This is a genomic window from Rhizobium sp. CC-YZS058 (assembly GCF_034720595.1).
Taxonomy (GTDB): Bacteria; Pseudomonadota; Alphaproteobacteria; order Rhizobiales; family Rhizobiaceae; genus Ferranicluibacter.
In genome coordinates this window covers 2394988-2416605 of the sequence record NZ_JAYESJ010000001.1, presented here as the reverse complement: position 1 = coordinate 2416605, position 21618 = coordinate 2394988, and the positions used below count along the sequence as shown (strand labels likewise).

The window sequence follows — 21618 nt, the reverse complement described above, 5'->3', positions numbered from 1 at the left end:
CCCCATCCATCAGCTGTCGCTCACGGTTCCTCATACTGCGTGAAGGACGGGTCCGCGAGGTCGGTGAAGCGGGTGAATTCGGACTGGAAGGCGAGCTTGACGGTGCCGGTCGGTCCGTGGCGCTGCTTGGCGATGATCACGTCGGCTGTGCCCTTGACCTTCTCGAAGGTCATCTTCCACTCTTCATATTTCGGGTCGAACTCGTCGCGCGGCTCCATGTTCTTCACGTAATATTCCTCGCGGAACACGAAGAGCACGACGTCGGCGTCCTGCTCGATCGAGCCTGATTCGCGAAGGTCGGAGAGCTGGGGCCGCTTGTCCTCGCGGCTTTCCACGGCGCGGGAGAGCTGGGAGAGCGCGATGATCGGAACGTTCAGCTCCTTGCCCAGCGCCTTCAGGCCCGTAGTGATCTGGGTGATTTCCTGAACGCGGTTCTCGCCCGATTTGCCGGAGCCGGTCATCAGCTGCACATAGTCGACCACCAGGCAATCGAGCCCGCGCTGGCGCTTGAGGCGGCGCGCCCGGGCCGAAAGCTGGGCGATGGAGATGCCGCCGGTCTGGTCGATATAGAGCGGCACCTTCTGCATCATCTGCGAGCAGGCGACGAGCTTCTCGAAATCGGCCTCGGTGATGTCGCCGCGCCGGATCTTGGAGGAGGAAACCTCGGTCTGTTCGGAGATGATACGGGTGGCGAGCTGTTCGGAGGACATTTCGAGCGAGTAGAAGCCGACGACGCCGCCGTTCTTCGCCTTGAACGAGCCATCCGCCTGCACCTCCGGCTCGTAGGCGGCGGCGATATTGTAGGCGATGTTGGTGGCAAGCGAGGTCTTGCCCATGCCCGGACGACCGGCCAGCACGATCAAGTCCGAGCGCTGCAGACCGCCCATCTTGGAATCAAGCGAATGGATGCCGGTGGAAATGCCGGAGAGATGGCCGTCGCGCTCGAAGGCAGCACCCGCCATCTCGATCGCCAGCGATACGGCGTCGTTGAAGGACTGGAAGCCGCCATCATAGCGGCCGGTTTCGGCCAGCTCGAACAGCCGGCGTTCGGCATCTTCGATCTGGCTTTGCGGCGGCATGTCGAGCGGCGCATCGAAGGCGATGTTGACCATGTCCTCGCCGATGGTGATCAGCGAGCGGCGCAGCGCGAGATCGTAGATCGCCCGGCCGTAATCCTCGGCATTGATGATCGTCACCGCATTGGCGGCAAGCTGGGCGAGATAATGCGAGATCGTCATCTCGCCGACCCGCTGGTCGGCCGGCAGGAAGGTCTTCACCGTCACCGGCGTCGCGGTCTTGCCCATGCGGATGATATCGCCCGCCACCTCGTAGATGCGGCGATGCAGCGGCTCGAACAGGTGGACCGGTTTCAGGAAATCCGAGACCCGGTAGAAGGCGTCGTTGTTGACCAGAATGGCACCGAGCAGCGCCTGTTCGGCTTCGACATTGTTCGGCGCCTCGCGATAGGCCTGGCTCGTCTGCTGGTCCATGGCCGCAAGCTTGCGCACTGCTTCGTTCATTCTGCCCACCTCGTCTCTTCTGTCGCCCCGATCGCCCCGGAGAAGTCTGCGCTCGGGCGGCCGATGTCAAAGCCCGTCGGCCGCTCGTTCCCGCTGTGCCCGTTAATCACAGGCAGAAAAGGCCGCCGCCCGTGGGGCCTTGACCGCGGTCTGCCTGAAACGAATCGGCGCTGGGGAAAGGCTATCCTATCTCAAAGGTGACGCTGAGACGACCGAAACCGATCCCCTGACCATCGGGACCATCTCCCTGCCTCCGTCGGCGGCAGGTATTGAAAAGTTCTCACTTACCGTTAAATAGGGCTCACATAGTTAGATACCTATTGATCGTCTGGACTTCCCTTGACCGAGCAGGATCGTAACCGCGAACTTTTCGACGCCTTGTCGTCGTTCAACCGCAAACTCCGGGCCATGTTCGATGCGCGGGTGAAGCAGCATGGGCTGACGCTGTCGCGCGCCCGGGCGCTCTTCATCCTGTCGCGTCGCAACGGGCTGAACCAGCGTGAGCTCGCCAGCGAGCTCGGCATCGAGACCCCGACGCTGGTGCGCGTGCTCGACGGCATGGCCGCCCAGGGCTTCATCGAGCGGCGCGCGGCGGAAGGGGACCGGCGCGCCAAGCAGGTGCACCTGACCGCCGAGGGTAAGGTGGCGGCCGCCGAGATCGAAGCGCTGGCCGACGATCTGCGCATCGAACTGCTCGGCGGCGTCAGCGCCGGTGAAAAGGCGACGACGCTCTCGGTCCTGCGCACCATGTCGGCCAATATGGCCGATCTCGTGCGGGAGGAGGGGGCGTGAGCACGATCCAGCCGACCACTGCCGGGCCGATGCCGGCCGATCCGGCGGCAGCAGTCCCGGTTGCTCCCGCGCAGGCGGCTCCGGGAACGGCGGGCGAGCCGGCCGCCCCCGCTGCACCGGCGGCGCCCCCCGCGCTGCCGCCCATGCCGCGCTGGAAGGCGGGCCTCTATATCTTCACCTCGGTGCTGATGTTCCTGACCCAGGGCCTCGGCATGAACATCGTCAACGCCAATCTCTATCAGCTGCAAGGCGCCTTCTCGGCGACGGTGGCGGAGCTTGCCTGGCTGTCGGCGGCTTATATGGCGCCTTATGCGTCGATGTCGGTGGCGCTGTTCAAGATCCGCACCCAGTTCGGGCTCCGGCGCTTTGCCGAGCTCGGCATCGTCTGCTTCGTCATCGCCTCCGTGGCCAATCTCTTCGTCTCCGATCTGCATTCGGCGCTGGTCGTGCGCTTCATCAGCGGCATGGCGGCCGCACCGCTGTCCACCATCGGCTTCCTCTACATGCTGGAGCCCTTTCCCCCGGCCAAGAAGCTGGCGCTCGGCCTCAGCCTGGCACTGACCAACACGCTGCTTGCCGCCCCCGTCGCCCGCATCATCTCGCCGACGCTGATCGATTTCGGCGGCTGGGAAGCGCTCTACACCTTCGAAGTGGCCCTGGCGCTTCTGGCGCTGCCGTTCATCTATCTGATGCCGCTGACCGCCCCGCCGCGGGTGAAGGCGATCCAGCGCATGGATATCTTCAGCTACCTGATTCTGGCGGGCGGCTTCGGTTGCCTGGCGGTCTTTCTCACCCTCGGGCGGTTCTACTGGTGGTTCGAGGCACCGTGGCTCGGCGTGCTGCTGGCCTGCACCATCGGCCTCCTCGCCCTCTTTGCCGCGATCGAGCTCAACCGGGAAGCGCCGCTCATCGATCTGCGCTGGGTGTTCAGCTGGCCGAACATCCACATGGCGGCGGTGCTGATCGTATTCCGCGTCGTCGCCTCGGAACAGACGACGACGGCGGCCGGCTTTTTCCAGCAGAACGGCTTGATCAACGACCAGACCGTGCCGCTCTATGCGGTCATCCTTCTGGCGTCCATCGCCGGCGGCCTGTTCTGCACGCTTCTGATGCAGACCAAGCATGTGGATCTCGCCCATATCCTGGCGCTGCTTCTCATCGGCACCGGCGCCTTCATGGACAGCCACTCGACCAATCTGACGCGCCCGGGCGACATGATGCTGAGCCAGGCGATGGTCGCGGCGGGCACGGCGATGTTCCTGCCGCCGGTGATGGCCAAGGGATTTGCGGCGGTGCTCGCCAAGGGGCTCACTTTCGTCGTCAACTTCCTGATCATCTTCCTCTTTACCCAGAGCCTTGGCGCGCTGATGGCCTCCGCTGCGCTGGGCACCTTCGTGTCGATCCGCGAGAAGTTCCACTCGAACATCCTCGTCGAGCAGATCCTGCTCACCAATCCCATCGTCGCGGCGAGGGTGCAGCAGCTGTCCTCCGCCTATAGCAAGGTGGTCTCGGATCGCACGCTTCTCAATGCCGAGGGGGTGCAGCTGCTCGGCCAGCAGGTGAGCCGCGAGGCCTATGTACTGGCCTATAACGATACGTTCGCGCTGATCTCGCTCGCCTCCTTCGCTTCCCTCGCGCTGCTCTTGCTCCACCACATCTGGCGCCGCCTGCGCAGGCCGCAGGATGCGGCGGCCGCCTCCGCCTGATCCGTTTTTTGTCCTTCCGTTCCGTTTCGAGTGCACCCCATGAAGATCTTCCGACCCGTGACGCTCATCACCATTCTCGCCGGCATTCTCGGCGTGCTTCTAGTGCTCTATGCCTGGCGGCTGCCGCCCTTCACCTCGGCCGTCGAGGTGACCGACAATGCCTATGTGCGCGGCTATGTGACGGTGATGAGCCCGCAGGTGGCAGGCTATGTCGTCGAGGTGCCGGTGCGCGATTACCAGGCGGTCAAGCAGGGCGACGTGCTGGTGCGCATCGACGACCGCATCTACCGCCAGAAGCTGGCCCAGGCGAAGGCGACACTGGAGGGCCAAAAGGCGGCGCTCGCCAATTCCCGCCAGCAGGAAGCCTCGGCCAAGGCCAATATCGCCTCCAGCGAAGCCGAGGTGGAAGGCGCCAAGGCGGCGCTTCGCCAGGCGGAGCTCGCGCGCCAGCGGGTGCAGACGCTCGCCCAGCGCAGCGTCGCCGCCACCAGCGAGGTCGAGGCGGCAGAGGCCGGCTATCTGAAAGCCCAGGCTGTGGAGCGGCAGGCCGAGGCCGCTGTCGAGGTGACGCGCCAGGCCCTGAAGACGATCATCGTCAACCGCGATTCGCTGGAAGCGGCCGTGGCCGGTGCCGAGGCTTCGGTCGAGCTTGCCGAAATCGATCTCGAAAACACCGCGATCCGCGCCCCGCGCAACGGGCATCTGGGCGAGGTGGGCGTGCGCGTCGGCCAATATGTGACGGCGGGCACGCAGCTCACCACCGTCGTGCCGCCCGATCTCTGGGTCGTCGCCAACTTCAAGGAAACCCAGCTCGACGGCATGCGGCTCGGACAGCCCGTCACCTTCTCGGTCGACGCCTTGGACCGCACCCGGCTCACCGGCCATATCGAGCGCTTCTCCCCGGCCGCCGGCTCCGAATTCGCGGTGATCCGGCCGGACAATGCCACCGGCAACTTCGTCAAGATCGCCCAGCGGCTGGCCGTGCGGATCTCGATCGACCCCGACCAACCGCTCGCCGAGCGCCTGGCCCCCGGCCTCTCGGTCGTGGTGCGGATCGACAAATCGGTCGAACCGGAAAGTCCTTGAGAGGAAAGGCTCTTCAAACGGAAAAGGGCCGGATCGCAGCGCGATCCGGGCCTTTTCTCATGCGAGGCGCGAAGGCTTATGCTTCGTCTTCGTCGCCATATTCGGCTTCCGGATTGAAGAAGTCTTCCGGACGCAGGGCGTCTTCGTCGACGCCGTAGATCGCGTCGGCGGAGTTCAGGTTCTCGCCCTTGGCCTGGCGCTCGGCTTCGTCGGCCGAACGGGCAACGTTGATGGTGACCGTGATCTCGACTTCGGCATGCAGGTGCAGCGTGACCTCATGCAGGCCGATCGACTTGATCGGCTGGTTCAGGTCGACCTGGTTGCGGCCGACGGAGAAGCCTTCGTTCGAGATGATTTCGGCGATGTCGCGGGCGGCAACGGAGCCGTAAAGCTGGCCGGTTTCGCCGGCGGAGCGGACGACGATGAAGGTCTTGCCGTCCAGCTGGTCGGCGATCGTCTGGGCTTCGCTCTTGCGCTCGGAGTTGCGGGCTTCGAGCGAGGCGCGCTCGCTTTCGAAGCGGGCCTTGTTGGCGGCGTTGGCGCGCAGCGCCTTGCCGGTCGGCAGCAGGAAGTTGCGGGCAAAGCCGTCGCGAACCTTGACGGTTTCGCCCATCTGGCCGAGCTTGGCAACGCGTTCGAGGAGAATGACTTCCATGGGACTTGTCCTTTCTGATGTGTCTCAGGTGTCGTTGGATGGGGGTGTTTTCGGGCCGGGACGGGCAGGACCCACCGGCGAGAGCGCGATAGCGCGGCGGGTGTCCACCATGCCGGTCACGAGGAAGAAGATGGCCGGCACGGTGAAGAGCGCCACCGAGAGATAACCGAGCCAGAGAACCGGCAACCGCCAGCTCTTGCCGCGGGTGCGGAAGTGGACGACGGCAAAGCCCGAGAGAAAGAATCCGGCGCCGAAGGTGCCGCAGACCAGCGCGCCGATGATCGCCGGAATGCCGCCGGTAAAGGTCAGCACGATGCCGATCAGGAAGGCGAAGATCGCGTAGCGATGCATGCGCAGCGTCGAGGGAATATCCTCGCGCGGGCGCAGGCTGCGGCCGGAAATCGAGACGATGCGCGTTGCCAGATAATAGGCCGCGAACAGCATCATGACCCAGAGCGCGCCCTGGATGAGCGGCAGCGCCAGCGCAAACAGCGCCTTCATCTGCACGACCGTCGCGGCATCCGGATTGTAGGTCGGCTCCTGGCTCTTCAGCGTTTCGATGACCATGTCGATCATCCGGCCGGACATGTCGGGATCGTAGCCGAGCATGGCGCCGATCACCAGCATGCCGATGGTCACCAGGCCGGCGAGGTGGGTCAGGATGTCGGAGAGCGGATACCAGGCCATGGCGCCGTCCGGCCCACCGATTTCGCTTGCCGGGCGCGCCAGATTGGCGAGGTGCGAGAGCCAGGCGGCAGGCACCAGCGTGACGCAGAGCACGAGCAGCGCATAGGTGGGCGAGACATAGAGGCCGGTCGCAAGCCCGGCAGTGACGACGGCGACGATGGCGGCAAGATTGCCCCAGCCGAGGCCGGCAATCAGGACAGGGAGCGCGGATGCCGCATAGAGCACGATCGCCAGCCCCGACGGCGTGTTGGCGCCGAGCGAGAGAAAGGCTGCGGTCAGGCCGGCAAGGATGCCGACAGGCAGCACGGTGCTGTTCAAGCGTGTCACGGTCGCTGTCCTGCGCGCAAGGCAGTTAGGGGAGAAGGCGCAGCGCGCCGAGGCCCCAACATGGGATGTGCCGAATCCGGCGGTTCCGATCCGCGCCCATCGCGGAAGGGAGAGCCCGGCGCGGGGGAAACCGCGCCGGCCGATCATGTCAACGGGCCGGCCTGAAGAGACCGGCGGTCCCGGTCTTAGGCCAGAACGTAGGGCAGCAGGCCGAGGAAGCGGGCGCGCTTGATCGCCTGGGCGAGTTCGCGCTGCTTCTTCTGCGAAACGGCGGTGATGCGCGAAGGCACGATCTTGCCGCGCTCGGAAATGTAGCGCTGCAGGAGGCGAACGTCCTTGTAGTCGATCCGCGGTGCATTGGCGCCCGAGAAGGGGCAGGTCTTGCGGCGGCGGTGGAACGGACGGCGTGCCGGAGCGGAAGAGATGTCAGCCATTGTCTTTTTCTCCTAAACAGGGCTCAGGCGCGGTCTTCGCGCGGGCGGCGCGGACGGTCGTCACGGTCGCCATCACGGCGCGGACGGTCACCGAAGGAACGCTCCGGACGGTCGCCATCGCGGCGCGGACGGTCGTCGCGGTCGCGCTTCTGCATCATGGCCGACGGGCCTTCTTCATGCTTCTCGACGGCGATGGTCATGTAGCGCAGAACGTCTTCGTTGATGCGCATCTGACGCTCGACTTCGTGCACGGCCGGAGCCGGGGCATCGATGTCCATCAGCACGTAGTGAGCCTTGCGGTTCTTCTTGATGCGGTAGGTCAGGGACTTGAGGCCCCAGTTCTCGACCCGGCCGACCTTGCCGCCATTGGCTTCGATCACGCCCTTGTACTGCTCGACGAGGGCATCGACCTGCTGTGCGGAAATGTCCTGGCGGGCCAGGAAAACATGTTCATAAAGAGCCATGGATGGCTTGCCTTTCTTGCGTTGAACTCACCCGATCGTGGCGCTAAGCCTCAACGACTGTTCTTTGAAGGCGCGTGCGCGCCGGCAAGAAAGTGTTGTTTCGAGACGGTCGAGAGCGGAGACACGGGAGGCTCGGACCCTCTGGTCCATGCGGCCCCGCCGAAAAGCGGAACCTGCCCTCCGTTCAGCCACCAGCCAGAAGACCGGGTGTTGCGAACAGCGCGGCTTATACGCGCTTTCGCCGGGAATGCAAGCCGTGCTGCGGCACGGGCTGCGAAGCCTGCCTCAAATCGGCATGGGATAAAGCCGGTGGATACGGCGGATGCCGTTCATCGCCTCGTCCGAAAGGGTGAGATCGGCCGCGCCCAGATTGGTCTTCAACTGCTCGATCGAGGTCGCGCCGATGATGGCGGCGGTGGTGAAGGGGCGGGAGAGGACGAAGGCGAGCGCCATCTGGGAGGGGTCGAGCCCGAGCTCGCGGGCAAGCGCCACATAGGCTTCCACCGCTGGTTCCTGATGCGGGGTGAAACGGCCGCCGAGATCGCCGTTGATCGTCAGGCGCGACCCGGAGGGGCGCACGCCGCCCACATATTTCCCACTCAACAGGCCGGCGGCGAGCGGCGAATAGGCAAGCAGGCCGACCGTTTCGTGGTGGGAGAGCTCGGCGAAGTCGAGGTCATGGGTGCGGTAGAGAAGATTGTATTCGTTCTGCACGCTGGCCACGCGCGGCAGGCCAAGCCGCTCGGCAAGGGTCAGGAAGTGCTGCGTGCCCCAGGCGGTCTCGTTGGAAAGGCCGATCGCCCGGATCTTGCCCGCCTTCACCTGCGTGCCGAGCGCCTCCAGCAGGCCCGCCATATCGTCGGCCACCGCTTTCGCGTCCTGGCGGGTCGGATCGTAGCTCCAGGCATTGCGGAAATGATAGTGGCCGCGGTTCGGCCAATGCAGCTGGTAGAGATCGATATAATCGGTCTTCAGTCGCTTCAGGCTTGCGTCCAGCGCCTGGGTCAGCCCCTCGGGCGTGGTCGGCTCGCCGTTGCGGATATAGGGACGACCGGGCCCGGCCACCTTGGTCGCCAGCACGACCTGGTCGCGATTGCCGCGCGCGGCCATCCACTCGCCGATGATGACTTCGGTCGCCCCGTAGGTCTGGGCGGACAGCGGCGTGGTCGGGTAGAGTTCGGCGGTGTCGATGAAGTTGACTCCGGCGCGGAAGGAGAGATCGAGCTGCTCGAAGGCCTCCTCCTGCGTGTTCTGCGAGCCCCAGGTCATGGTGCCGAGACAGATGGTCGAGACCTCGATGCCGGTGCGGCCGAGCGTGGTGTACTTCATGGTAAGAACCTTGGGAGAGAAGCGGACGGATCGATGGAAGGAGATCGGACAATGGTCCGCCTCCTTAACGTGAAGAAGCTGGGGCGGCGCGCGGCGGCGGCCTGTGGCGACGCACAATAATCCTGCCGACGCGTCGGTCAAGCCGCCCGGGCGGCTCCGGGACGCCTCCAACCCTTGACTTGCCGGCAGAGAATGTGAATGGAGGGCGAAATGGTGAAGGAGTGTCAGATGGCGGTTGCATTTACTTTCCCCGGCCAGGGCAGTCAGACGGTCGGCATGGGCAAGGACCTGGCGGACGCCTTTCCGGAAGCCGCGGCCGTCTTCGCGGAGGTCGATGAGGCGCTGGGCGAAAAGCTGTCCGACATCATCTGGACCGGGCCGGAGGATCAACTGACGCTGACCGCCAACGCCCAGCCGGCACTGATGGCCGTCTCGATCGCCGCGCTGAGGGTCATGCAGGCGCGTGGTCTCGATCTGAAGTCCAAGGTGGCTTACGTCGCCGGCCATTCGCTCGGCGAATATTCGGCGCTGTGCGCAGCCGGCACCTTCACGCTGTCCGACACGGCCCGCCTTCTGCGCATCCGCGGCAATGCCATGCAGGCCGCAGTCCCGGCCGGCGAGGGCGCCATGGCCGCGATCATCGGCCTCGACCATGCCGATGTCGAGGCTGTGTGCGTGGAGGCCTCGCCGCTCGGCGCCTGCCAGATCGCCAATGACAATGGCGGCGGCCAGCTGGTGATTTCCGGCCTGAAGCCGGCGGTGGAGCAGGCGGCGAGCCTTGCGTCGCAGAAGGGCGCCAAGCGTGCTCTGCTTCTTCCCGTCTCCGCCCCCTTCCATTCCACGCTGATGGCGCCCGCCGCCGAGGCGATGCGCGAGGCGCTCGCCTCCGTGCCTCGCCAGGATCCCGTCGTCCCGCTGGTCGCCAATGTGCGCGCCGCGCCGGTAACCTCGGCCGAGACGATCGTCGATCTCCTGGTGGAGCAGGTGACCGGGCAGGTGCGCTGGCGCGAAACGGTCAGCTGGTTCGCACAAAACGACGTGACGACGCTCTACGAGATCGGCGCCGGCAAGGTTCTCACCGGGCTTGCCCGCCGCATCGACAAAAACGTGACCGGCACGGCCGTCAATACGCCGGCCGACATCGAGGCGGTGCTGGCCGCGCTCGCCTGAACGTTTGAGATTGGGTCCGCGCCGTGAGGGAGAGCGGGCCACGAGGAAACCGGGACCGCAGCCCGCTGATCTGCCGACCCTGACGAGAAGGATGAAAACCATGTTCGACCTGTCTGGCCGCAAGGCTCTGGTGACCGGCGCCTCCGGCGGCATCGGCGAGGAGATCGCCCGCATCCTGCACGCCCAGGGCGCCACCGTCGGCCTGCACGGCACCCGTGTCGAAAAGCTGGAGACGCTCGCCAACGAGCTCGGCGAGCGCGTTCACCTCTTCCCGGCCGATCTCTCCGATCGCGCCGCGGTCAAGGCGCTCGGCGAAAAGGCGGAGGCCGATCTCGGCGGTGTCGATATCCTGGTCAACAATGCCGGCATCACCAAGGATGGGCTCTTCGTGCGCATGAGCGACGAGGACTGGGACAAGGTGCTCGAGGTCAACCTCACATCCGTCTTCCGCCTGACGCGGGAGCTGACGCATCCCATGATGCGCCGCCGCCATGGCCGCATCATCAACATCACCTCGATCGTCGGCGTCACCGGCAATCCCGGCCAGGCCAATTACTGCGCCTCGAAGGCCGGCATGATCGGCTTTTCCAAGTCGCTTGCCCAGGAGATCGCCACCCGCAACGTCACCGTCAACTGCGTGGCGCCGGGCTTCATCGAAAGCGCGATGACCGGCAAGCTGAACGACAAGCAGAAGGACGCGATCATGGGCGCGATCCCGATGAAGCGGATGGGAACCGGGGCGGAAATCGCCGGCGCCGTCGCCTATCTCGCCTCCGATGAGGCGGCCTATGTCACCGGGCAGACCATTCACGTCAATGGCGGCATGGCGATGATCTGATCCATGGGGGCGGGGAGTGCAAGCCGTCTCCCTGCCGCCACCGTGCGCGCAACGAAAAGCCCGGAAAACGGCTGTTGAGCGCCTCCCAAACCGCCAAATTCGCGCTTTGCGGAGTCTTTAAACCGTGTTAAGCGGGCCGTGGTCGTTCAGGCGGCCTTGCAGGGCTGCCGGTCGGACTTGACGGACGCGCACGCTGCAACACTTGCATTGCTGTTTGGAAGGCGTGATCTTGAACGATCGGCTGAGACGGCAAGGCGAGCCGTGGAGGGGGATGCCGGCGCCGGCCAAGGCGATGGGCATCCGGTACCCTTCCAATTGAACAACGGATCGGCCGCACCATTCAGGTTCGGGCGATGAGCAACGAGACGGCTGCTGCGGAGATCGCGGGGCCGAACAGATAACGAAGGTCGAGGAATCCGACATGAGCGACATCGCAGAACGCGTAAAGAAAATTGTCATCGATCATCTTGGCGTTGATGCCGACAAGGTCACCGAAGGTGCGAGCTTCATCGATGATCTGGGCGCGGACTCGCTCGACACGGTCGAACTGGTCATGGCTTTCGAAGAAGAATTCGGCGTCGAGATTCCGGACGATGCCGCCGACTCGATCCTGACGGTTGGCGATGCCGTCAAGTTCATCGAGAAGGCGCAGGCCTGATCGACCAGAACCGGGCGGGACGCTCTCGCGACCCGCTCGATGCCGCCCTGCGCCGTCCTGCAGTGACAGGGTCCGGCGCGGCGGCAGCCCTCGAAAGGTCCGGGCGTCCAGTACCGGGCAGACCATCCGGCCGGAGGGCGCCGGAGCATGACATGATTTTCAGGGTGGATTGCGGTTCATGAGGCGTGTTGTAATCACCGGAACCGGGATGGTTTCCCCTCTCGGCTGCGGGACGGAAATCAGCTGGTCCCGTTTGATCGCGGGCAAGAACGCCGCTCGCAAAGTCACCGAGTTCGAGGTCGAGGATCTCCCGGCCAAGATCGCCTGCCGCATCCCGACCGGCGACGGCACCGACGGCACCTTCAATCCCGACCAGTGGATGGAGCCGAAGGAGCAGCGCAAGGTCGACCCCTATATCATCTATGCCATGGCCGCCGCCGATATGGCGCTCGACGATGCTGATTGGCACCCGAAAAGCGATGACGACCAGATCGCCACCGGCGTGATGATCGGTTCCGGCATCGGCGGTCTGGAAGGCATTGTCGAGGGCGGCTATACGCTGCGCGACAAGGGCCCGCGGCGCGTCTCCCCCTTCTTCATTCCCGGCCGCCTGATCAACCTTGCCTCCGGCCAGGTCTCGATCCGCCACAAGCTGCGCGGCCCCAATCACTCCGTCGTCACCGCCTGCTCGACCGGTGCCCATGCGATCGGCGACGCAGCGCGGCTGATCGCGCTCGGCGATGCCGATGTGATGGTGGCGGGCGGCACCGAATCGCCGATCTCCCGCATTGCGCTGGCCGGCTTTGCCGCCTGCAAGGCGCTGTCCACCCAGCACAATGACGATCCGCAGAAGGCCTCGCGCCCCTATGACCGCGACCGTGACGGCTTCGTCATGGGCGAAGGCGCCGGCATCGTCGTTCTGGAAGAGCTGGAGCATGCGCTGGCGCGCGGCGCCAAGATCTATGCCGAGATCGTCGGCTATGGCCTCTCCGGCGACGCCTTCCATATCACCGCGCCCTCGGAAGACGGCGACGGCGCCTATCGCTGCATGAGCATGGCGCTGAAGCGCGCAGGCTTGAGCGCGGGCGACATCGACTACATCAACGCCCATGGCACCTCCACCATGGCCGATACGATCGAGCTCGGCGCCGTGGAGCGCGTGGTCGGCAACCATGCCGCCAAGCTGTCCATGTCCTCGACCAAGTCCGCGATCGGCCATCTGCTGGGTGCCGCAGGGTCGGTGGAAGCGATCTTTTGCGCTCTGGCGATCCGCGACAATGTCGCCCCGCCGACACTCAACCTCGACACGCCGGACGTCGATACCGCGATCGACCTCGTGCCGCACCAGGCGCGCCGGCGCGAGATCAATGTCGCGCTGTCGAACTCCTTCGGCTTCGGCGGCACGAACGCCTCGCTGGTCATGCGCCGCTACGCCTGACGCCATTGCGGCCGCCGATCCTGTTTTTGCCGCAATGCTCGGTTCAAAGGAGCGGCAGGCTGCGGTCGGACATCCGACATCGGCCTGTCATCGTCCGCGTCCAGGCTGGACTATGGGGTCATATCCGCGCAAGCTCGAAGGCTGACGCTGCATGCCCTTTGTACCGATGACCGCTGGCTCGATTCTCTTCTGGAGTTCGCACCGGGCTGCGGCGCATGAACCGTATCGGCGAACTCCGGAAACAGGACTGGCGTGAGCGACGCGAACGACAAGAGCGGGTCTGCATTTGGCCGCACCGAGGCAAGCCGAACAGAGGCGAGCCGAACCGAGGCAGGCCGCCCCGAGACGGGCCGCTCCGGGCCGATCATCCCCAAATCTCCGACCGAAGCCCTGCGCCCGGAAAAGGTTCCCCAACCGCCGAGGCGCTCGCGCAAGGCGCGCAGCCAGCTGGTCATCTTCCTCAACTTCCTGATGACGGTGGCGGTCTGCGTGACCATCGCCGCGGCCGGCACCGCCTATTACGCCATGACCTCCTACGAGGCACGGGGGCCGCTGACGGCCAACAGCAACTTCATCGTGCCGAACGGCGCCGGCATGGCCGAGATCGCCTCCAGCCTCGAGCGCAAGGGCATCGTTTCCGACGGCCGCGTCTTCCGCTTCATGTCGCAGGCCTATCTCGACGGCCAGACGCTCAAGGCCGGCGAATACGAGATCAAGGCCAGCGCCTCGATGCTCGAGGTGATGGAGCTTCTGAAGTCCGGCAAGTCCATCCTCTATTCCGCGTCCCTGCCGGAAGGGCTGACGGTCAAGCAGATGTTCCGTCGCCTGGCCGATGATCCGGTGCTGGAGGGCGATCTGCCCGCCACGCTGCCGCCCGAAGGCTCGCTGCGCCCGGACACCTACAAGTTCTCCCGCGGCACCAAGCGCGCTGAAATCATCGAGCAGGCGAAGAAGGCGCAGGAATCGATCGTCGAGCAGATCTGGGCCAAGCGCGACCCGAATCTGCCGATCAAGTCGCGCGACGAGTTCGTGACGCTGGCCTCGATCGTCGAGAAGGAAACCGGCATTGCCGACGAACGCTCGCGCGTCGCCTCGGTGTTCCTGAACCGCCTCGACAAGGGCATGCGGCTGCAGTCGGATCCGACCATCCTCTACGGCATTTTCGGCGGCGACGGGAAGCCGGCCGACCGGGCGCTCTACAAGTCCGACCTGGAGAAGCAGACGCCCTACAACACCTACATGATCAAGGGCCTGCCGCCGACGCCGATCGCCAATCCCGGCCGGGCGGCGCTGGAGGCCGTCGCACAGCCTTCGCGCACTAAGGACCTCTATTTCGTGGCCGACGGTACGGGCGGTCACGTCTTCGCGGCCACGCTCGACGAGCACAATCAGAACGTCCGCCGCTGGCGCAAGATCCAGGCGGAAAAGGCCAATGCCGCGGCCAAGACCCCGAGCGGCGAAGCCCCGGCACAGCTGCCCGTTCAGGATTGAGCGCGCATCCCTTTGTGGATCATGCGGCCCCGGCTCGCTTCGCCCTTGCGGCGGACCGGGCCGGGGCCGTAAACATTTGCCTCTGAGGCCCGAGGAGAACGCAATGTCCCTGCAGTCCATGACCGGCTTTGCCCGCCGCGAGGGAACGAGCGGGCGCACCCGCTGGGCCTGGGAGCTGCGCTCGGTCAACGGCAAGGGCCTCGACCTGCGCCTGCGCCTGCCGGCCGGGCTCGATCATCTGGACAGCGAGGTCCGCCGAAGGCTCGCCAACCATTTCTCCCGCGGCAACATGCAGGTCAATCTCTCCGTCAGCGGCAGCGAGACGCAGGTGGAGACGGTGATCAACCAGGCGGCGCTCGCTTCCGTGTTGTCGCTGCGTGCGCAGCTCGGCGATGCCATCGACCCTGCGCCGCTGCGGCTCGACACGCTGCTTGCGATCCGGGGCGTGGTCGAGTTCAAGGAACCGGAGGAAAAGGAAGACGAGAAGGCCGCCCGCGACGCGGCGATTCTCGACGGCCTGGACCTGGCGCTGCACGACATGGCGGCCATGCGCGAGAGCGAGGGTGCGGCGCTCGGCCATGTCCTTCACCGCATCGTCGGCGAGGTGGAGGAGCTGACGCGCGTCATCGAGGCCGATCCCTCCCGCAGCCCGGCCGCCATCTCCGCGCGGCTGACGCAGCAGATCGCCCTCCTGACCGACAATGCCGTCTCGCTCGACCGCGACCGCCTGCATGCCGAGATCGCGCTGCTCGCCGCCAAGGCGGATGTGCGCGAAGAGATCGACCGCCTCAACGCCCATATCGAGGCCGCGCGGCTTCTGATCGGCCGGGGCGGTCCCGTCGGCCGCAAGCTGGATTTCCTGAGCCAGGAATTCAACCGCGAGACCAACACCATCTGCTCGAAATCCTCCTCCGCCGCCGTCAGCGCGGCCGGGATCGAGCTCAAAGTGCTCATCGACCAGTTCCGCGAACAGGTCCAGAATCTGGAGTGATCATGACCCCCGTCGAAACGCCGACCTCCGCCTCCGGCATTCCCCGCCGCGGCCTGATGCTGGTCATTTCCTCGCCCTCCGGCGCTGGCAAGTCGACCATCGCCCGCAACCTCCTCGAAGCCGATCCGCAGATGAGCATTTCGGTGAGCGTGACGACGCGCAAGCGGCGCCCGAGCGAGATCGATGGACGGCACTATCACTTCAAGTCGATCCGCGAGTTCGAAGGCCTGCGCCAGACGGAGGCCCTGCTCGAATGGGCCGAGGTGCACGGCAATTTCTATGGCACGCCGCGCGACGCAGTTGAGCAGGCCATGTCGGAAGGGCGCGACATGCTGTTCGACATCGACTGGCAGGGCGCCCAGCAGCTACAGGAGAAGATGGGCGGCGATGTCGTCTCGATCTTCATTCTGCCGCCGTCCATGGCCGAGCTGCAGTCCCGGCTGCACCGGCGCGCCGAGGATACGGAAGAGGTGATCGCCACGCGCCTTGCCAATTCCCGCGCCGAGATCGAGCACTGGGTGGAGTACGACTACATTGTCGTCAACGAAGACCTGGACAGTGCCTTTGCCGCCGTCCAGGCCATCGTCGAAGCCGAACGCCTGCGCCGCGACCGCCGCCCCGGCCTCTTCGAATTCGTCCGCGGCCTGCTTACGGAAACGCCAAAGCTCTGAGGGCGGCTAGAGCGCATTCGCCAGACGGCAGAACTCCTCGACGCTCAGCGTTTCGGCGCGGCGTTGGGGGTCTATGGCGGCGCGGGTGAGGAGGGCTTCGCCGCCGAGAGACTTGACGCTTTGACGCAGCATCTTGCGCCGCTGGCCGAAGGCGGCCTGGGTCAGCCGTTCGAGCTTGGCGATGTCGCAGGGGATCGGCGCGACGATCGGCTCCAGATGCACCACGGTCGAGGTCACCTTGGGCGGCGGGGTGAAGGCCTGCGGGGGAACGTCGAAGGCGAGCCTGGCGTCCGTGCGCCATCCGGCGAGAACGCCGAGCCGGCCATAGTGATCGTCATCCTCGCTGGCCACGATCCGCAGCCCCACCTCGCGCTGGAACATCAGCGTCATCGACGCCCAGAAGGGCGGCCAGGCCGACGGCGTCAGCCAGTTGACCAGAAGCTGGGTGCCGACATTATAGGGCAGGTTGGCGATGATGCGCACCGGCCCGCCGTCCCCGTGCTCTGCCGCCAAGGCCGCGAAATCCACCTTCAGCGCATCGCCTTCGATCACCGTCAGCCGGCCCGGATAATGGGCAGAAACCTCGTCGAGCGCCGGCAGGCAGCGGCTGTCGCGCTCGATCGCCACGAGCTTGCGGGCGCCGAGCGACAGGATGGCGCGCGTGAGGCCGCCCGGGCCGGGGCCGACCTCGATCACGGTCGCATCCTCGAGCGGTCCGGCGGTACGCGCGATCTTCTGGGTGAGATTGAGGTCGAGCAGGAAGTTCTGGCCGAGCGCCTTGCGCGCGTCGAGTCCGAAGCGGGCGATCACGTCGCGCAGTGGCGGCAGGCCGTCGATCGCGGCCATCAGTGGGCTCCGGTCCCGGTATCGGCCAGGCGGCGGGCAAGCGAGAGGGCGGCCACCAGGCTGTCCGGTCGCGCGATGCCCTGTCCGGCGATCGGGAAGGCCGTTCCGTGGTCGGGGGAAGTGCGGATGAAGGGCAGGCCGAGCGTGACGTTGACGCTGTCGTCGAAGCCGAGCGCCTTGGCGGGGATCAGCGCCTGATCGTGATACATGCAGATCGCCACGTCATAGCCGGCGCGGGCGCGGTCGTGGAAGAGCGTATCGGCCGGCAAGGGGCCTTCGACGGACAAACCTTCCGACTTCAGCTTCTCGACGACCGGCCGGATCATGGCGTCGTCCTCGAAGCCCAGCGCACCGCCTTCGCCGGCATGCGGGTTCAGCCCAGCCACCGCCAGGCGTGGCTGGGCCAGGCCAAAACGCAGCCTCAGATCATGGATCGTGATGCGGCAGGTGGTTTCGATAAGGTCGGCTGTCAGCGCGGCCGGCACGTCTTTCAGCGGAATGTGGATGGTGACCGGCACCGCCATCAGCTTCGGCCCCGCCAGCATCATGACAGGCAGGAGCGGGCGGCCGCCGGCCTGCCCGCCAAGCTCGGCCAGATATTCCGTGTGGCCGGGAAAGCCGAAGCCGGCCTCGTAGAGCACGGCCTTGGCGATGGGGTTGGTCACCACCGCGGCGGCGTCTCCAGCGAGCGTCAGCGCTACCGCCTGGTCGATTGCGCCGATGATGGCGGAGGCATTGCCGCTGTCCGGCAGGCCGACGGTGACCGGCTGCGGGCAGCGGATCGGCAGAACGGGGAGGGCCTGGTCAAACAGGGCGGCCGCGCTGCTGCAATCGGCCTCGCGGATCGGCACGGCGAGGCCGAGCAGATCGGCCCGGGCCGAGAGCGCCGCGGGATCGCCGAGGAAGAGGAAGGGCGGGAGGCTCAGCGCATCCCGGCGCGTCCAGGCGTCCAGTGTGATGTCGAGGCCGATCCCGGAGGGGTCGCCCATGGTCAGGGCGAGGGGCACCTGTCGAGGATCGGTCATGAGATCACTTGTTCTGGATCTGCGCCTTCTTGCGCAGCTCTTCGATGTAGCGGAGGCTGTTCGGATCTTCGCCCGCCGACTGGGCCTTGCCGAGATCCTCGGCCCGGAACACGACTTCGGCGGCAAGGTCGTCGGAGACCTGGCGCTTCTTGCAGATCGCCAGGAATTCGACGCCGCGCTCGGTCACGCGCGTCCCGGTCGTGGTGCCGTCACCGGCTTTTTCCACCAGAGGCTTCCAGTCCTCCGGAATTTCCTGGATCATCATGCGTCCGAGATTGCGGACGGAGACGTCCCGCATCGTGGCGGCATAGACCTTGGACTGCTCGCAGCCCGGGAATTTTGGGCGCGCGGCATTGGCTTCCGCCTGACGCTTGCCGAGGATGGCGTTGCGCTTGGCGGCCGGCACGACGAAGATGATCTGCTGCAGGAAATATTCGGTTGTCACCGGCTTGGTGCCGCCATTCTCCTGCATGCGCCGCACCAGTTCCTCGTTGGAGATCCGGCCGCCGCCGGTGCCGTAGCGCAGCCGCACGGCGCGCGGCCAGCTCATCGAGACGGCGACGAAGGCCTTGAAATGGTCCATGCCGACGCCGGCCTTGTCGAGAACCTGGGTCAGCTGGGGAATGGTCAGCTTGTTGCCGGCGGCAAAGCGTTGCACCGCGGCGTCCACATCGCTGGTCGAGACGGACTGCTGCAGGCGCAGGATCTCGGCCCGCTTTAATTGCTCGTCGATCAGCTGCTGGCGGGCGGCGGCAGCACCGCCGGATTCGCGCTTCAGCTTCATGAAATTGAGACGCTTGGCGACATCGCCGGAGGTGATCGGCTGACCGTTGACGACCACGGCGACCGTGGTCGAGGCCGCTTCGGCCATCGGCGGCAGACTGGTTGCCGCGATGGCGGCGGAGAGCGCGCCTGCCAGAAGGATCGACGGAATGCTGCGGACGACGCTGCGTGCGCCGGTCTTTGCCGTGCCGGTCATGGTCTTTTCAGTCCCCTTTTTCGCAGAGGGGACGACCAGCCCTGGTCGCCCGCCCTTGCAAGGCCCTCCCAAGCGATCCCCTTGCCACGGACCGCCGTTTCCCGGCTCGATGCATAAACCATGCGGCCGAATGATGACAAGAGCGGGGTATTGCCGCGCGACCGGTTGCTGAAGCCCGCACATTCGCGTGACCACGGCACGATGGCTAGTTCAGGTCGTCGAACGTCGTATCGCCGATGTTGATGTCGCCCAAGGTGCGGAAACTCAGCCGTGCGCCGATCGACCAGTCGTTCGCCACGACATCGTCGGGGTCGCGCTCGTTCTGGTAGACGATCGAGAACAGCGTGTCCTGGTCGTCGTAGGTGATGCCGATGCCGTTGCGTGTCACGGTGTCATTGTTGATGTCGTAGGTCACCTGGCCGAAAACAGACCAGTAATCGCGGAAGCGCCAGGCGGCCGCGGTCTGGATTTCATCCTGATCGGTCGGCGAGCCATAGGTCGGCTGTGCCTTGATGCTCGTATAGGTGATGGCCGACTGCCACTGGATTCCCTCGTAGCCGAGCGTCGCGTCGGTGCGGCGCAGCGAGAGGTCCTGTTCGTCGAAGCGGCCGGAGAAGCTGCCGGTGATGCCGGACGGCGCATCGATGCCGATCATCGTCACATAGTCCGACCGATCGGTTTCGAGCCCTGAATCCGCGCCGACTTTTACCAGATCGTCGGTGGCGAAGGAGTTGACGCCGCCGAGATGGAAGGACTGGCCGGCGATCGCCCGCAAGCCGTAGCCATTGCCGAGCGTGCCCGTGTAGCGCAGGCCGACATTGGCGCGCGAGCCACCCTCGATCCGGTCGAAGCCCGAAAACTTGTCGCGTTCGAACAGGTTGGTCGCATCGAAGACGAAGCTCTGGGCATCCTCGTTGGGCAGGGCGCCGGCATACTGCTCGTTCGGCCGCAGATAGACCTGGGCGATCGGCTCCAGAATGTGGCTGCTGTTGGCGGTAGCCATCAGGATCGGATAGCGCGCCTCGAGACCGGCGGTCAGCATGCCGCGGGTGACGGCATCGTCATTGGTGAAGTCGCCGGTATAGCCGAGCGGCTGATCGGTCGAAATGCCGACCGCATCGCCGCGCGCAGCGAGAAGAGGGGTGAGCGACAGGCCACCCGGAATGATGAAGGTGCGCTTCCATTCCGTCTCGGCGGTGAAGCGCTGGTCCTCGCCTTCCAGGCCACGGAAGCGCTCGACGCCGAGAACCGTGTAACTGTCCTGGCGGCTGCGCTCGACGGCAGTCACGTTGACCTTTGCCGTCAGTTCGCCGCCCAGCACAGGCTCGGGTGCGGTGTACTGGTAGTCGAGAACCTGGGCGACCGCCTGCTGCTTTTCGGCCAGGCTGTCGGGATCGGCATCCTGGATATCGAAGTAGAAGGCACGCATGTCGAAGGAGTTGCGCTTGCCGAGCCCGGTCAGATAGGCCTGGTTGGTCAGCGTCGTGCCGTCGAAGGTCGAGAGTTCGTAGGTCTTGGAGAAGTTGTTGTCGCTCTGGACCAGCACATCCCAGCCAAAGGCCCAGCGCGGATTGATCTTGAAGTCGGCCTTGGAGCCGATCATGCCGCGCTCGCGCTCTTGTGCGTCGACCGTGTCGGCGGTGAAGGTCTGGGGGCTTGCCTGGCTGATGCCGGCAAAGCGCAACACATGCTGCCCCATTTCGAATCGCTGGCGGAACTCGCCCTCCAGAAGGAAGCCCTGGCGCGTCAGGCCGGTGGCCGTCACCGTCGCATCCATGCTCGGCGAGATCGCCCAGTAATAGGGGATCGACACGCCGGCGCCGAGCTTCTGCGTATAACGGAAGCCGGGGAACAGGAAGCCGCTCTTGCGCTTCACCGTATGGTCTGGAACTTCGAGCACCGGCAGATAGACGATCGGCTTGCCGAACAGCTCGAACCGGGCGTTTTCCAGCCGGACCGTATGGGTGCGGCCGTTCTGAATGATGCGCTGCGCCTTGATGTGCCAGAGCGAACGATGATTGGGATCGACCGCGCAGGGCGTGCAGGCGGTGTAGACGGCCTGGTTGAGGATGATCTCCTCGCCATTGCGCCGCTCGCCGTTGACGGCGGCGAGCTTGGTCAGGTCCGTCGTCTCGACGCGCATCGTTTCGATGAAGCCATCGGCGAAATTGTCCGTGACGTCCATCTTGTCGGCATAGATCTTGTTGCCGCCGGGCTCGATCAGCTCGATCTCGCCGGTCGCGACGATTCGCCCGGTCTTCTGGCTGTATTCGACCTGCTGGGCGACCATCTGGTAGCCGCCATAATTGATCTGCACCGCACCGCGCACGATGACGCGCTCGGAATCACGGTTGTAGACGAGCTCATTGGCCGACAGCAGCATCTTGGCGTCGGCGGGCATGTTGGGCTGGAGCGCGTCGAGGCGCGCCGACTGCGCGTGCGCAATCGTCATTCCAGCCGGAAGGAGAGCAAGAGCGGCTGCGCCGGTCATGAGAAGGGCGGCCAGTCGCC

20 protein-coding genes are annotated in these 21618 nt (G+C 65.5%); 10 read left to right on the top strand and 10 right to left on the bottom strand.

Annotation, left to right across the window (positions count from 1 at the left end; genetic code table 11):
* Nucleotides 1-20 precede the first annotated feature (20 nt).
* On the bottom strand, nt 21-1520 hold the full coding sequence (locus U8330_RS11660; protein WP_323105441.1) for a replicative DNA helicase: 1500 nt from the start codon (nt 1518-1520) through the stop codon (nt 21-23).
* A 339-nt stretch (nt 1521-1859) separates the two neighbouring features.
* On the opposite strand from U8330_RS11660, the gene U8330_RS11655 reads away from it, so the two are divergent.
* From U8330_RS11655 to U8330_RS11645, 3 genes are read left to right on the top strand one after another with little or no spacing between them, the layout of a single operon-like run.
* Nucleotides 1860-2312: a MarR family transcriptional regulator gene (locus U8330_RS11655; protein ID WP_323105440.1), complete on the top strand. Its 453-nt coding sequence runs from the start codon at nt 1860-1862 to the stop codon at nt 2310-2312.
* Complete coding sequence (locus tag U8330_RS11650) at nt 2309-4018, top strand: MFS transporter (protein WP_416236846.1); 1710 nt, start codon at nt 2309-2311, stop codon at nt 4016-4018. The genes U8330_RS11655 and U8330_RS11650 overlap by 4 nt, the downstream gene beginning before the upstream one ends.
* 39 nt (nt 4019-4057) lie before the next feature.
* Nucleotides 4058-5104 carry an HlyD family secretion protein gene (locus tag U8330_RS11645; RefSeq protein ID WP_323105439.1) on the top strand — a complete coding sequence of 349 codons (1047 nt, stop codon included), beginning with the start codon at nt 4058-4060 and terminating at the stop codon, nt 5102-5104.
* A 76-nt stretch (nt 5105-5180) separates the two neighbouring features.
* Here the strand turns inward: U8330_RS11645 and rplI are convergent, their stop codons facing one another.
* From rplI to U8330_RS11620, 5 genes are all read right to left on the bottom strand, one after another.
* Nucleotides 5181-5759: a 50S ribosomal protein L9 gene (gene rplI / locus U8330_RS11640; RefSeq protein WP_323105438.1), complete on the bottom strand. Its 579-nt coding sequence runs from the start codon at nt 5757-5759 to the stop codon at nt 5181-5183.
* A gap of 24 nt (nt 5760-5783) precedes the next feature.
* Nucleotides 5784-6773 (bottom strand): DUF2232 domain-containing protein, encoded by a 990-nt coding sequence (locus tag U8330_RS11635; protein WP_323105437.1) that lies wholly within the window; start codon nt 6771-6773, stop codon nt 5784-5786.
* Nucleotides 6774-6958: 185 nt separating this feature from the next.
* Nucleotides 6959-7207 carry a 30S ribosomal protein S18 gene (gene rpsR, locus U8330_RS11630; protein ID WP_323105436.1) on the bottom strand — a complete coding sequence of 83 codons (249 nt, stop codon included), beginning with the start codon at nt 7205-7207 and terminating at the stop codon, nt 6959-6961.
* Nucleotides 7208-7230: 23 nt separating this feature from the next.
* Nucleotides 7231-7671 (bottom strand): 30S ribosomal protein S6, encoded by a 441-nt coding sequence (gene rpsF / locus U8330_RS11625; RefSeq protein WP_323105435.1) that lies wholly within the window; start codon nt 7669-7671, stop codon nt 7231-7233.
* 285 nt (nt 7672-7956) lie between these two features.
* Entirely contained in the window at nt 7957-9000 is a 1044-nt protein-coding gene (locus U8330_RS11620) for an aldo/keto reductase (protein WP_323105434.1), read from the bottom strand.
* A gap of 228 nt (nt 9001-9228) precedes the next feature.
* On the opposite strand from U8330_RS11620, the gene fabD reads away from it, so the two are divergent.
* From fabD to gmk, 7 genes are all read left to right on the top strand, one after another.
* Complete coding sequence (gene fabD, locus U8330_RS11615) at nt 9229-10170, top strand: ACP S-malonyltransferase (RefSeq protein WP_323105433.1); 942 nt, start codon at nt 9229-9231, stop codon at nt 10168-10170.
* A 100-nt stretch (nt 10171-10270) separates the two neighbouring features.
* Nucleotides 10271-11008 carry a 3-oxoacyl-[acyl-carrier-protein] reductase gene (fabG, locus tag U8330_RS11610; RefSeq protein ID WP_323105432.1) on the top strand — a complete coding sequence of 246 codons (738 nt, stop codon included), beginning with the start codon at nt 10271-10273 and terminating at the stop codon, nt 11006-11008.
* Between the two features lie 421 nt (nt 11009-11429).
* On the top strand, nt 11430-11666 hold the full coding sequence (locus U8330_RS11605) for an acyl carrier protein (RefSeq protein WP_323105431.1): 237 nt from the start codon (nt 11430-11432) through the stop codon (nt 11664-11666).
* A 178-nt stretch (nt 11667-11844) separates the two neighbouring features.
* Nucleotides 11845-13104 carry a beta-ketoacyl-ACP synthase II gene (fabF, locus tag U8330_RS11600; protein ID WP_323105430.1) on the top strand — a complete coding sequence of 420 codons (1260 nt, stop codon included), beginning with the start codon at nt 11845-11847 and terminating at the stop codon, nt 13102-13104.
* Nucleotides 13105-13356: 252 nt separating this feature from the next.
* Nucleotides 13357-14595, top strand: coding sequence for an endolytic transglycosylase MltG (gene mltG / locus U8330_RS11595; RefSeq protein WP_323105429.1), 1239 nt, complete (start codon nt 13357-13359; stop codon nt 14593-14595).
* A gap of 103 nt (nt 14596-14698) precedes the next feature.
* Nucleotides 14699-15586 (top strand): YicC/YloC family endoribonuclease, encoded by an 888-nt coding sequence (locus U8330_RS11590; RefSeq protein WP_323105428.1) that lies wholly within the window; start codon nt 14699-14701, stop codon nt 15584-15586.
* A 2-nt stretch (nt 15587-15588) separates the two neighbouring features.
* Nucleotides 15589-16257, top strand: coding sequence for a guanylate kinase (gene gmk / locus U8330_RS11585; RefSeq protein ID WP_323105427.1), 669 nt, complete (start codon nt 15589-15591; stop codon nt 16255-16257).
* A gap of 6 nt (nt 16258-16263) precedes the next feature.
* On the opposite strand, the gene rsmA is transcribed toward gmk, so the two are convergent.
* The 4 genes from rsmA to U8330_RS11565 form a co-directional block, all read right to left on the bottom strand.
* Nucleotides 16264-17103 (bottom strand): 16S rRNA (adenine(1518)-N(6)/adenine(1519)-N(6))-dimethyltransferase RsmA, encoded by an 840-nt coding sequence (rsmA, locus tag U8330_RS11580; RefSeq protein WP_323105426.1) that lies wholly within the window; start codon nt 17101-17103, stop codon nt 16264-16266.
* Nucleotides 17103-18128 carry a 4-hydroxythreonine-4-phosphate dehydrogenase PdxA gene (gene pdxA, locus U8330_RS11575; RefSeq protein WP_323105425.1) on the bottom strand — a complete coding sequence of 342 codons (1026 nt, stop codon included), beginning with the start codon at nt 18126-18128 and terminating at the stop codon, nt 17103-17105. The genes rsmA and pdxA overlap by 1 nt, the downstream gene beginning before the upstream one ends.
* A gap of 4 nt (nt 18129-18132) precedes the next feature.
* The gene (locus U8330_RS11570) at nt 18133-19107 is read right to left on the bottom strand and encodes a peptidylprolyl isomerase (RefSeq protein WP_323105424.1); all 975 of its coding nucleotides are present in this window, start codon (nt 19105-19107) and stop codon (nt 18133-18135) included.
* Between the two features lie 205 nt (nt 19108-19312).
* A complete protein-coding gene (locus U8330_RS11565) occupies nt 19313-21598 on the bottom strand; it encodes an LPS-assembly protein LptD (RefSeq protein WP_323107265.1) in 2286 nt (761 codons plus the stop codon).
* Between the last annotated feature and the right edge of the window lie 20 nt (nt 21599-21618).